This window comes from Chryseobacterium indologenes (assembly GCA_016025055.1).
Taxonomy (GTDB): Bacteria; Bacteroidota; Bacteroidia; order Flavobacteriales; family Weeksellaceae; genus Chryseobacterium; species Chryseobacterium indologenes.
In genome coordinates this window covers 2,270,105-2,282,422 of record CP065590.1, presented here as the reverse complement: position 1 = coordinate 2,282,422, position 12,318 = coordinate 2,270,105, and the positions used below count along the sequence as shown (strand labels likewise).

General features: G+C 36.5%; 12 protein-coding genes and 1 pseudogene. All 13 read left to right on the top strand.

Features of this window, described 5'->3' with window-relative positions; all coding sequences use genetic code 11:
- Positions 1–151: 151 nt before the first annotated feature.
- The 13 genes and pseudogenes from H3Z85_10370 (at position 152) to H3Z85_10310 (ending at position 12,275) form a co-directional block, all read left to right on the top strand.
- Positions 152–2,078 (top strand): annotated as a pseudogene (locus H3Z85_10370) (Vgr family protein).
- A 9-nt stretch (positions 2,079–2,087) separates the two neighbouring features.
- Positions 2,088–2,348, top strand: coding sequence for a hypothetical protein (locus H3Z85_10365; protein QPQ53679.1), 261 nt, complete (start codon positions 2,088–2,090; stop codon positions 2,346–2,348).
- An 11-nt stretch (positions 2,349–2,359) separates the two neighbouring features.
- Complete coding sequence (locus H3Z85_10360) at positions 2,360–2,842, top strand: hypothetical protein (protein QPQ53678.1); 483 nt, start codon at positions 2,360–2,362, stop codon at positions 2,840–2,842.
- Positions 2,843–2,854: 12 nt separating this feature from the next.
- Positions 2,855–3,448 carry a hypothetical protein gene (locus tag H3Z85_10355; protein QPQ53677.1) on the top strand — a complete coding sequence of 198 codons (594 nt, stop codon included), beginning with the start codon at positions 2,855–2,857 and terminating at the stop codon, positions 3,446–3,448.
- A gap of 10 nt (positions 3,449–3,458) precedes the next feature.
- Positions 3,459–3,923 (top strand): hypothetical protein, encoded by a 465-nt coding sequence (locus H3Z85_10350; GenBank protein QPQ53676.1) that lies wholly within the window; start codon positions 3,459–3,461, stop codon positions 3,921–3,923.
- Positions 3,924–4,055: 132 nt separating this feature from the next.
- Positions 4,056–5,141, top strand: coding sequence for a hypothetical protein (locus H3Z85_10345; protein QPQ53675.1), 1,086 nt, complete (start codon positions 4,056–4,058; stop codon positions 5,139–5,141).
- Positions 5,142–5,145: 4 nt separating this feature from the next.
- Positions 5,146–5,601 carry a hypothetical protein gene (locus H3Z85_10340; protein QPQ53674.1) on the top strand — a complete coding sequence of 152 codons (456 nt, stop codon included), beginning with the start codon at positions 5,146–5,148 and terminating at the stop codon, positions 5,599–5,601.
- 27 nt (positions 5,602–5,628) lie between these two features.
- On the top strand, positions 5,629–6,432 hold the full coding sequence (locus tag H3Z85_10335; GenBank protein QPQ53673.1) for a hypothetical protein: 804 nt from the start codon (positions 5,629–5,631) through the stop codon (positions 6,430–6,432).
- Between the two features lie 4 nt (positions 6,433–6,436).
- Positions 6,437–7,897 (top strand): DUF4280 domain-containing protein, encoded by a 1,461-nt coding sequence (locus H3Z85_10330; protein ID QPQ53672.1) that lies wholly within the window; start codon positions 6,437–6,439, stop codon positions 7,895–7,897.
- A complete protein-coding gene (locus H3Z85_10325) occupies positions 7,864–8,796 on the top strand; it encodes a hypothetical protein (protein ID QPQ53671.1) in 933 nt (310 codons plus the stop codon). Before H3Z85_10330 ends, H3Z85_10325 begins: the two co-directional genes overlap by 34 nt.
- A gap of 230 nt (positions 8,797–9,026) precedes the next feature.
- Positions 9,027–10,808, top strand: coding sequence for a DUF3380 domain-containing protein (locus tag H3Z85_10320; protein ID QPQ53670.1), 1,782 nt, complete (start codon positions 9,027–9,029; stop codon positions 10,806–10,808).
- Positions 10,777–11,673, top strand: a complete 897-nt coding sequence (locus H3Z85_10315) for a hypothetical protein (protein QPQ53669.1) — start codon at positions 10,777–10,779, stop codon at positions 11,671–11,673. Before H3Z85_10320 ends, H3Z85_10315 begins: the two co-directional genes overlap by 32 nt.
- A gap of 134 nt (positions 11,674–11,807) precedes the next feature.
- On the top strand, positions 11,808–12,275 hold the full coding sequence (locus H3Z85_10310) for a hypothetical protein (GenBank protein ID QPQ53668.1): 468 nt from the start codon (positions 11,808–11,810) through the stop codon (positions 12,273–12,275).
- Positions 12,276–12,318: the final 43 nt, after the last annotated feature.

The following is a 12,318-nucleotide window of genomic DNA, read 5'->3' as shown; positions in this document are numbered from 1 at the left end:
GACCATATTTATTACAATTGTTTTGGTTTGTGAGACATTTCTTTGACAAATGTCGTAATTCTACTACAATTTTTAAAATTTAACAGTTTCTATATCTGACTAATTTAAAACATTTCTAATTTTAGTGATATAACCACAAAAGAAAAAACCGATGAAAAATAAGACTACCAATGCAGACAAGATTGCTGAAAATCATATAGCCGGACTCCAGCGCGTGGTAAAGCTGGATATTGTGATTGAAGGTAAAATCATCAAATATTTCAAGCATTTCCGCCTCCAACAGAGTATCCGGAAACATCATACTTTCGAACTTACCCTTGCTCACGATGCCTTAGGAGACGGGCAGGATCATAACCTGGAAGAAGCTCAACAGTTTTTAGGAAAGCGTTTAACGGTCGTCTTTAAATATAAAGATGCTGAAAACGAGAGTCCTGAAAGAACTTTTGTAGGTTTTATCACTCAGGTTGCTTTCAGCCAGGAAAAAGCAAGCCTTGGCAGTATCGTACTAAAAGGAAAAAGTCCTACCATTTTAATGGATTCTGCTCCGCATACACAAAGTTTCGGTGGTGATCAGCAGGTCAATACCTCCATCATTGCAGACAGGGTCATTAAGGAAACCTTAGGTTCCGGTAAATACGATTTTAAAATAGATACAAAAAACAAAAGCTATATCAACTATAGCGCACAATACAAAGAAACACATTACAACTACCTTGCAAGACTGGCAGAAACTTATGGGGAACAGTTTTACTATGACGGTGAGGTGCTTCACTTCGGAAAACTTCCTCCGGGAGAGCAACCTATAAAACTTACCTATGGAAGTAATGTGAGTGATATCTGCATTGAACTCAAAGCGGTACATACAAAACCTGAATTCTTCGGTTATAACAGCAGTAAACACGAGAAACTATTAAGCTCAACGGCTAATATCAAACATTTGGGGCAACTGGCTTCCAAAGCTTATGACCTGAATGATGGTATTTACAAGACCAGAGCCCTGAACCCTTCTCCCGTGAATGCAAATATGTCATTAAATGTAGACGATGCTCAAAAAAGTGCTGCAGGGAGCGCAGCTGTAGAAGTTTTTACCGTTTCCGCAAATACTTCTGTGCCGTTCTTGTATCCGGGTTGTATTGCCGGATATTGAGATGAGAAAACCCAGCAGCAATCAGACCTCCTATTTTACGAAACTTATGATCACAGAAGTTTCTCATGAAGTAAATACAAGAGGGATTTATACAGGATCATTTGAAGCGATTGCAGAAGGTACGGGATATATTCCAAAACCTGATTTTGAACAAATCCCTGCAGAACCACAGATTGCTACCGTCATTTCTAATACAGACCCTCTGAATCAGGGAAGAATAAAGGTACAATTCGACTGGCAGCTGCATGATACCACCCATTTTATCAGAATGATGAGCCCGGATGCCGGAGGTACTGATGCCATTACTCAAAACAGAGGCTTTGTAGCTGTACCTGAAGTGGGTGACCAGGTTATGGTAGGCTTCGAATATCATCATCCGGATTTTCCTTTTGCCATGGGAGGAATGTTCCATGGTGCAGTAGCACTCGGAGGTGGTGTCAACAACCATATCAAATCCATACAGACCAGAAGCGGGAATAAAGTGATTTTCAATGATGCAGAAGGCAGCATTTATATTGAAGACCCGAGTGGAAATACGTATTTCATGGATGGAAAAGGAAATATCACTGTTAATGCCCCAAAAGACATGACCTTCACCGCAGGGAATAACATCAAAATGACAGCAGGGCGGGATATTACTTCTATCGCTGGAAATAACATGTATGCCACCGCCAATGTGAATATTGTATCCAATGCGGGAGTGAATATGATTGATACCGCAGGAAAAGATCTGATGCAGACTGCAACCGGTAATATCCATGAATCATCTGACATGCGAACTGAGATCGCCGAAAATGAAAGAAATGTCCAATCTAAAAAGAGCGACTCCTATGCAGATAAAGTAACCGTTGTCAGTACGAAAGAAAATATGGTTTTGCAAAGTGAGAAAACAGTAAAATCTCAAAGCGGCGAACAAGGAAACTCCCATTAAAAACTAATCATGAGACTCTATTTATTACCACTACTGATCAGCATTATTGCTATGAGCTTTACGACTATAGCGGCTTACAATATTATGGATTTCATCAATGCTCCGATGACAGAAGACAGCCACGAAAATATGCCCATGGAAAATGTCATTGAATCTTTATTTCTGGGATTTTTAGCTTTTATCTTATCTTTTTATGTATCCTTAAGAGCTTTAAGACAAAGGAAAAAGAATAAATATCCGTTTAACCAGCTATACAAAAATGACTTATAAAACTCATTATCATGGCGATTATAAAGAATGCAAAAAATATCAATATACAGGTTTCAAATAATTATACCTCGCTCAGTAAGGTTTCTCATGAGGAAGCCCAGCAGGTGACTATTGAGGCTACCAAGCAAAACCTGGAATTATCCAGCCAAAAAAAAGCAATATTGCAAGGTTTTGGAAAAGGAGGAGCATTGACTGAGGATGAGGATAAATCTGATGGGCAAATAACAGAAATGTATTGGGCATATGGGGATGAGGAAAATCATCTGACAGATTCTTCCAGGTTTTATGTAGACATGGACCTCATTGTAGAAACTGAAGGTTATGAAGACGGAGAAAGCATAGAGGTAACAATTAAAGCTGAAGATGGAGAGCCTATTGCTGAAGGTCTTGACGAACTTACTCTTACAGGAACTGTAAAAAAAGGGCAGATCATATTCAAGGAGCCTTTAAAGGCTTACACGTTAACGATAAGGGATGATAAAGAAGAATCCTAAAAAGTACAGGCTATGAATATAGAAAAATTGATTCCCATTTTGCTGGAGCAACAAAGAAAGTTTGTTGCGCAGTCTGGTGGAAAAACGACTACACCTATTCAAATAAAGAGGCCTAGCTGGAAAGATGTTTATGAGGGTTATCCCAAATCCGGCAACGATGACAAGCCTGCCACAGAGGTTTTCCCAGAGCTATTAGGAAAAGACTATGATACAAAAACCTTTGGAAATGCTTGCGCAACAAGAGTTTCTTTGGGATTAATAAACGGAGGAATGAAAGTTAAAACTGCTTTTAAAATTACTAACAAAAAGCATACTTTTTACAATAAAGGATTTCAGACAAGTGCTAGTGGTTTACAATCATGGTTAATAAAACCAGACGTTTGGGGATCTCCGGATGTGACCGTTAAGGGACCTTCAAACATTACTGCTGTAGCCGATAAAATCAATGAGGGTAAAATAAAAAATGGTGTTTACATTATACTTGGTGGATTTGGTGATGGAATTTCCGGACATGCAACTCTTTGGATTGGAAATAATAGAAATGTAATAGGTGGACATAATTATGTCGATTATGGAGGGACCGTTTATTTTTGGGAATTAAAATAATATATAAATAATGAAGCATATTTTAATCATTTTAAGTATTACTCTTCCAACGTATTTGTGGAGCCAGGATAATAAGATATTTTCTCAGGTTATAAACAAACTACAAAATGACAACAGAACATTTAAACAGTTTGCCGAACTTGGAGGAATATACTGCGCAGATCTTCATTCATCAAAAAAAACAGACCTTTTTACAGATAAGTATTTAGCATTGTTTAATTCATTATATCCTTTACCTCGATTGATAAATGACAGTATACTTAAAATGAATTATCAATCCTTTAGCAAACAGCACTATACAAAAAAAAATAATTGCTCTTGTATTTATTCTGTTAAAAATAAAAAGCTGAAAGCGATGTATGTAAAAACTGTTAAAGATAAAAATTCATATCATGACAATAAAGATTATTATCTGGAAGAAGATATGAAAGACTATTTAAAAGATTATATGATAGATGGGAATCGATTTAAATAGAAAATAACAAACATAAGCCACCAAAACACAAATCAATATTATTATGCCTGGAGTAGAATTTGACAAAAAAAAGAGACCCAACGTAAGGGCATTGAGCCTACCAAGGTTAAAAGTATTAAGCTCCTTACTCCGTTGGATAATGGCTCCGCCAATGAAGAAGCGAGTCCCATAAAGACACAGCCAGGATTTCTGTTTGGAAAAACTTATAGATTCCAGGTCGTTACTTACACCAATCTTCCGCCTCAGGATAAGAAGAAGATCAGGTGGAAATACAAATATTATAGTCCGTCAAAAAATAAATGGATAGAACATCTGTCCACTATCACCGGAGAAATTTATAGTCTTCATCTGAATGAAAAGGATATGTGCGGCAGCTACATTTATGTAATGGCTTATATTAACGATGAAGCATCAGAAGGCCGTTTAAAAATATGGCATCACAACAGATTCAGATGGTTCAACGAAGCTATGTTTGAAGCAGAATTAAAAGTAAGAACTGACGATAAACATCCGGAAAGAATAAACCAGTCAGGAACTTCTCTCTGCGGAATGGCTTGTGTATTCTATTTGTTTGCAAAGGAACAGCCTGCTGCCTATAAAAAATTTGCAAAAGAACTGTTCAGAACCGGAGAATCTACTTATAAGAGCTATACAGCAAAACCAAGTATTGATATTCTGGAAAAGAAAATCAATACCAAAGGATTTCCTCTGAATACTTCGGATATGCCTTTAGTGGATTATGTCACAATGGCATCCACAAGAAATACCGATAATCCAAAATATAAGGGCGGAGATGAAGAATTTCAGGCAATCAACTGGCCTAATGTAGTTATTAACCTCTGCGAAAAGCTATTGGGTTATAGTGACGTACATTCCAAAGGAGTATACAATCCTATAAAACCACTGGCGACAAGCACCATGGAAATGCAGATTAAAATTGATGATATCAATAAACAGCTTAGTAATGGATACAGGCTAATGTTGATGATAGATTCGGATCTCATACAGGATATATGGGATAAAAAATCTTTTGATCTGCATTGGGTTGTATTGGAAACCCCGATAACCTGGGACTATGAACCCGGTTTCTTTAAGAGTAAAAAGGATGAAGTCATGTTTAAGGTATATTCATGGGGAACCAAAGATACCTATCTTGAGGCTCCCATATCATGGCAACATTTTATGATGAATTACAATGGCTATATAAAAATGAAATAATACAATGAAAAATATCATAGCAATGATCACCGGCATGTTCTTTTTGTTTACTTCATGTGTAGACGAAAAAAAACAAAAAGTACAGGATCAGGAACAATGTTCCCAAAACAAAAATATTGAATTCAAATATGATTCATTAACTCTTAAGTTTATGGATAAATACAAAAATGTCAATTTGGATAAGGCTCAGATTTTCCATATTAAAAACGGGAAATCCATCTTACTACCCCATACTTTAAAACAACAGGATTCACAATTAAAAATTAAAAATATAACCGGGTTACAAACTACAGACACTTTGGAAGTGAAGGTAGCAGAAAACCTGAATTTCAAATTATACAATTTTAAAAACATGCCCTATTACGGAGGCAAGCAAATGCTGGGCTGTTGCCTTGGCCAATATATGATAAAGGATAAGAAAATAGACGTCCCTTATTATGATATATTAAACATATACTAATAAAAACACCTGAAAACACAATTAATCATGACTTTCCCAATTTCGGACATATTCCCCACTTCTACCTACTTCATACAGGATAAATGCACGGTAAAAATAGGTCGCGAGCAGCATGACGGGCAGCTCTCATACACTTTGTATATAGAGCCATGGAAAAAAGAGGGTAATCAAATATTGATCAACAGAACCAATCTTAAGGTTAATAACCAGGAAATAGATACTAAATTTCTCGAAGTATCCAACACCTATATGGAAGCACTGTTTCCGCTGGTCTGTGTGGTACAGAAGTATAGCCTGGTTATTCAGAATATAGATGAAATCAGAAAACGCATCCAAAAAGCAGATATCGACGTTCACAATATCTACAGTGGTGATGGGACCGAACATATAAGGACCCGGTTTTTTGAGGCGATACAAACGGATGAAAAGTTAAGTCAGTTTATCAGACAGCTGCATTTTATGAAAATGCTTGAGTATAGCTTACAAAAATTCAATCCTAAAAAACACTATGAAACTTCCTGGAAAATTCTCCCGATAGGAAATTCTGAATGGAAAGGCGAAACCCGCTATCAGAAAGATGAAAACACATTATCATTCGAACCTAAAATCAATAATGCCCAGGATATCATGAATGATATTATAAGATACATTCATAAGTATGACTACGACGTCAATTTTGATGAAGAAACACTCCCACTCTATGCAGATCTTCAAAATACCATCAGCTACACCGGGAAAACCGGTAGAATTGAAAAAGCAGAAAACATTGTGTGCATAGAAGCGGAAGATAAATTTTACTACCAACAGATTATCACCATCGAAACAAAATAACAATATGTCAGCACCTATCCCATATACAGTTCAGAGCGGAGAAACGCTGCAGGATATCGCCAAAAAATTGGGGATCAAAGACTGGACAAAACTGAAAGACTATCATAATGCCAATTCCGAAACGAAGGTTGGTAATACTCCTTATACAGGCTTTTCCCTTATGACTCCGCCTCCTGATGAGGTGTATGGACTCAATGGTGAGACTCCTCCACCCGATCCTGCCCAGGAACAAAAAACGGCAGAACAGAAACAGGAAGAGGAAAAAAAGAAGGAAGAAGAGAAAAAGAAAAACGAACAGGCTTCCAAAAGTGACCACGACGGAAAATACTTTGTGGTACATGGTGCCAAATGCATCTGTGATCAATCCATTCCTCCTAAAAAAACAGCAGATTTGCAAGTTACTTCCCATGCAATTATCGTCCTGAACGATCAACAGGGTAAACTGGCCGCCACAGAAGAAGATAAAACATTTATGCCTCCCGCTGAAACTTTCGGAAAATGTAAAATGAAACCAACGGCAGGTGGTTATCTTCCGTGTGCTGTAGCGCCTGCACCCAAATGGGACAAAACCTATGACAGTACTCAGGTCATGGGAAAAAATACACTGACAGAAATCTCTCAATTAACGTGTACTGCAGGCGGAATAATAACCATAGCTAAACACGGGCAGACTGATTCTGTGAGCAACGCCCATGCTGACAATACCAACCCGGCAGAACTGGCTATGGTAAATCCGGCAGTGGATCAGCCTAAAAAAAAGGAAGAATATCCTTCCGTGACTTCTATTGTCTTAACTGCCATAGAAAACAGACTTAGTTTTAAAGAAATAGATTCCAAAAATAAAAGTGGTACCGTTTACCTGCGTAAAGACGAAGAAGCATCTTTTAAAGCCAATCTGAAAAGCGGAAACAAACAACTCACCTCGTGGATGGTTTACAGTGACCATCAGGGTAAGAAAGAGAACAGAATATTTTTAAGAGAACAAATCGGAACCGAGTTTTCCCAAAGTTTCGAAGGATTGGGAAAATTCAGGATTGAAGGATACGGCAAACCTAAAACCCCGGAATTTGAAAAAGGAAAATTTGATAAATGTGATCCTACCTGTTCTATCGATGTTGAAGTAGTAGAAAACACCCTTCTCGATCTTGAGTCTACATCCGCAGATTTTACTACCCGTATCGACCCCTCTAAAAACAGAAAGTTCAGGAAAGGCGTTCCTTCTGTGTTCAGAGCAAAATTTTTCATTCCTGATCTTACGGAAGAAGAAAAATCAAGGCTTACACTCGCCGTATTCGATGGATCGGGAAATGCTATTACGGAAGGCGTTCACATCAATGATGACACCCTAACCTTTATTCCTCAGAACACTAAAGCGAAATACAGTATTCTGGCCCGTTATATCAACGAAAACGGGGAAGCCATAGAAAAAAGATGTCCGGAGAAAGTGAAGGCAATGCGGTTTTAGGTATCAGTCATGGTGCCGAAGTCGTAAGACCGGGAACTTCGATGTCTTTCAGTGTTTCTAAAATGAAATATAAATTGGGTGATGAGAACTCTCCTTTTGGGCTGACTTCCGGAGAAGCAGCAGACATCAAATGGAACCTGGACGGTGTACTCATCGGAAACGGGAAAAGTATTACCATCCCCGGAGTACGCGTCACTCCCGGGAAGCATGTTGTAGAAGCATACAGCATGGTAGCCAACGCTACCGGGAAAAACGCCAAAAAAGAAGATGACGACTGGCATTTTGAGGTGAAGGAAAACGATGTGGTAAGCTTTACCGTCAGCGGTACTCCCAAAGTGGGTAAACCTATGACCGCTACTGTTGACAAAATGATATTTCCGGATCTTCTTCCCAGCGAAATAGTACAATGGCAGGGATTCTCTAATGCCGTTACCGGAAAATCCATCAACTTTACGCCTAAAAAGCCCGGGACATTAACCATTACCAGCAGAATAAAAGGTAAAGGCTCTACGCAAACCATAACCGTAGTACAACCAACAATTAACGATATCCAGTTTACAGACAGCAACGGAAGTAAAATAGACAAAGCCGGCTGGGGACAGAAAGTAAATATCCGCATTGATCACCAAGGCCTTGATAATGAAAAACTAACCATCGTACTCTGGGATAGTGACACCGTACAGGACGACCCTGTAAAAACCATTACCATTAAAGCTTATGACGGAGGATTAATTCCGATAACCTTAGATGCTGACATGAAAAACAAGGCGGGAAACCAGGGATTGATCTATGCCAAAATTTCAGCACCAGATGTTGTCGCTATTGGGGAAGGTTTGCCATTCCCTAAAACGTATAAACTGGATGTTCAGGATAAAAAGAAATTTTCAATGCCAAGTTAGGCAGTGAAGACGGCAGCGAAAAACATACGGTAGTAGATTATGATGAGATCAGTTATTTCTACGCCAACAGCCGCGGAATAAAGCCTGATGAAAGCTTATTCCTGGAAATAAGGGATTCTGTATTAGGGAGAGATCCCCTGCTCTTACAGCAGGTCAATGTTAAAGCTGATCAGAATGGAATCATTAAACAAAAAATTATATGGAACGGTATAAAAAATAAAGTAAATTTATTGACCGTTTATGCCATCGTGAAAGAAAAGAACCAGGACGGAAAAGTTTTATACGATGCAGATGGTGATTTCTCAATGGCTACCGCTAAGCTGAAGAAAGGGAGTACGCTGGTTAAGATTGTTGAGAATAAAGGTGCGGTGAAAGTGGGGGATCAACCAATTGGTGGATCTAATTGTGGTGGCAAGTTCTGTATTAAAAAGGGAAGCCCTAAGAGCGAATTGATCAGAGAAATCAATATCCGCTTAGCTGGATTTGGTGGAAATGTTCCAACAGATGAGTTTACGGACAGAACAGAAAAAATGGTAAAACAATTCCAACGGGATTATATGAAAGTTCCAGAAACAGGAAAAGTCTGTGGAAATGTACTCAAAGCAATTGATGATTTTACTTCGAAATGGGCTGAAAAAATATCAGATTATACATGTTTATGTAATGGAATAAAAAGTATTCCAAACAAATGCTCAGGATTTGGAAAAGGTCAATATAAAGATCAATATTCAAGTAAAACTCACGTTGAAAAATATCATAAATATGAAAGACCTGGAATGCATAGAAGTTTATTATGGGGAGTGAGCGCCTTGAAATATTATTTAAGTATACAAAATGAATATAAATATTCTAGTATTACTGCAGGATACAGATGTTGGGAACACAATAAATATGCTGGTAGAGCAACTACTAACCATATGGGAAAAGCTGTAGATATACAGTTCTTAAAAAACAATAAACTAGTTGCAGGGAAAAAAGAAGAAAACCTACCTATTCTAAGAGATATTCGTGACAAATTTTATACAAAATATTTAGACAGTAAATATAATTGGCTTAATGGAAATAATAATTTTTCTTTAGAGCCGTTTGGATTAGGAAATGGGCAAACTTGGAGCTGGATCCACATGGATGTACGTGAATTTGATAATGTTTATCTAGATGATAAATTTTTTACTAAAACTCAAGATTCACTTACAGGAAAAAGCCTAACCCAACTTGCCAATGAATTGGGACTAAAAGATATGTGTAGTTGTATGGGCGGAGGATTAAGCACCAATAGCAATTCTAATTCAAAAGTAGGAGAATGTATTTGCTTTAAACAAGGTAAAGTGAAAACAGCATGTATAGGTAAAGGCAGCCCTATTACTAATGATATTTATAAAAAAGAAGCAGATAGATTAGGTATTGAGTTAGCAATGATTCAGGCTATCGCAAAGCAGGAATCAAAGAGAGAGAGTTTCTGGAAAGAAGGGCAAGCTACTATCCTATTTGAAAGACACAAAATGTGGGAATATCTAGAAAAAGATTTAAATAAGACAAGATCTGAACTTGAAAAATTACAAAAAGATGATCCCTCGCTTGTAAATGAGCTGTCAGGAGGTTATGGTAAATATTCCGAGCAATACGACAAACTAGATAAAGCTAAAAAAATTGATAATACAACCGCTTTAAAAGCTTGTAGTTGGGGTAAATTCCAAGTGATGGGTTTCAACTATTCAGTAGCCTTTAGCACACCTGAAGAAATGGAAAAAGCTGTAAACCTTTGTGAAATTCAGCAATTTTACTTTTTTGTTGGATATATTGAAAATACTATTGGAATGATAACCGCTATGAAAAATAAAAATTGGGAAGATATTGCTTCTAAATATAACGGAAGTAAATGGAAAAAAAGAATCCTGACTATGCTTCGAATATTGAAACCTACTATAATGAATATAAAAAAGATAAATAAAATGAAAATAAAACTTTTTTTTCATTTCAATGATATTGAGTGTATCGTTATTAGCTTGTAAAAAACATCTGCAAAGCCAAGCAACCATTATCAATGAACCAAATAAGCAAGAAAAAGTTATAGACTCCTTACTTGTTGATATCAATAAAGATGGTCAGCCTGATAAGGTTATCATTTCTGAAAAAACACCAACGGCCAACAGAACAATTGCCGTGCAGCTTAATAGCCAAAATACATATAAAACAATAAGTTCAAATAATAAAATCATTGCCTGTTCAACATGTGGTGTTCAGTCAGGTGACCCTTATGTGAGTTTAAAAGCGACAGATACAGGATTTGATCTTATACAGGAGGACATAGTCTATTCATTTAGCTTCAAATCCAATGAAGTTTTTTTAGAAAAAATAGATCTCCTGAAAACTAAGCAAACGTCAGAAGGAATAGATGAACAGCATGAGATTTATACCCCTGAGGATTTTGGTTCCCTTACCTTAAGTAACTTTAATGATGACATCATTCTCAAACTTAACAACCATTCAAAACAAGTATCTCTACCCATACAACAGGAAGATTTAGACAAATTCGAATGGGAGGCAGATAATTCTCTGGGTAATTATAACAGCAAATTATCTTTGGAAAAATATGGAGATATTAATATAACCCTAGCCAAAAATGATAATACTGATGACGTATTTTATACATTATTTACAATGGATAATAAAGGGAAAACAATTGACTCTTTAAAGGTAGGTTATGCAGATGACGGCTACCCTGAATCCAATAAAAGAGAGTTAACAACATTTTCAATTGGTAAAAATTACTCTATTGTTTTGAAAAAATTTAATAGAGTTGATTATAAAAATGTATTAAAAAATACACAAGAATATAGTATTTCTACCAATGGTACTTTCTTAAAGAAAAAATAGTGAGAACCATTATCTGTAGATAATAAATGAAAAGCCTGATAATTATTATTTGTATTTTAAGCCTGTTTTCTTGCAAGAAGGAACAGAGGAATATAAATGTAAGTCGCAACTCTGATATCTCTATACATGAGATAATGGAGAAAAACAAGTATAATCCACAAGAAGTTACTGATCATTTAATTTTCACCAAAGATAGAAACAATACACATCAAATTAATACAGCAATCCTAAACTATATACAAAAAAACACAACTGCTCAACAAAACCAATATACTTTAGCGTTGGAAAAATATGTCACTCAAGAAATTATTAAATTTTATGATGATAAAAATAGTCCTTGGACAGAAGAAGAACTTATTAAAATAATAGCTTTTGCTGCTAATACTACTGATCCGTTACATCAAAAATTTTGGAAAGAATCACCAGACAATTGGCACAAAGGAATGTGGGGAAATATTTTAAGCTTCTGTTGTTTGACATATCCTAAAACTCTATGGATTAATTTTCAAAATCAAGTTAAAAAAGAAAATTACTATAACCTACCACATATCAAAGAAATGATTTCTTATGCATCTGAGTTTGATAAATTTGGTCCACCTTAAGACTACTAATTATAAAGATCACTAGTATGAAGATTTTTGGGAT

Bases quoted from the DNA above. Each gene is read 5' to 3' on its own strand.
- H3Z85_10365 (QPQ53679.1), top strand. From the start codon at position 2,088: ATGAGACTCTATTTATTACCACTACTGATCAGCATTATTGCTATGAGC.
- H3Z85_10360 (QPQ53678.1), top strand. From the start codon at position 2,360: ATGGCGATTATAAAGAATGCAAAAAATATCAATATACAGGTTTCAAAT.
- H3Z85_10355 (QPQ53677.1), top strand. From the start codon at position 2,855: ATGAATATAGAAAAATTGATTCCCATTTTGCTGGAGCAACAAAGAAAG.
- H3Z85_10350 (QPQ53676.1), top strand. From the start codon at position 3,459: ATGAAGCATATTTTAATCATTTTAAGTATTACTCTTCCAACGTATTTG.
- H3Z85_10340 (QPQ53674.1), top strand. From the start codon at position 5,146: ATGAAAAATATCATAGCAATGATCACCGGCATGTTCTTTTTGTTTACT.
- H3Z85_10335 (QPQ53673.1), top strand. From the start codon at position 5,629: ATGACTTTCCCAATTTCGGACATATTCCCCACTTCTACCTACTTCATA.
- H3Z85_10330 (QPQ53672.1), top strand. From the start codon at position 6,437: ATGTCAGCACCTATCCCATATACAGTTCAGAGCGGAGAAACGCTGCAG.
- H3Z85_10325 (QPQ53671.1), top strand. From the start codon at position 7,864: ATGTCCGGAGAAAGTGAAGGCAATGCGGTTTTAGGTATCAGTCATGGT.
- H3Z85_10315 (QPQ53669.1), top strand. From the start codon at position 10,777: ATGATATTGAGTGTATCGTTATTAGCTTGTAAAAAACATCTGCAAAGC.
- H3Z85_10310 (QPQ53668.1), top strand. From the start codon at position 11,808: ATGGAGAAAAACAAGTATAATCCACAAGAAGTTACTGATCATTTAATT.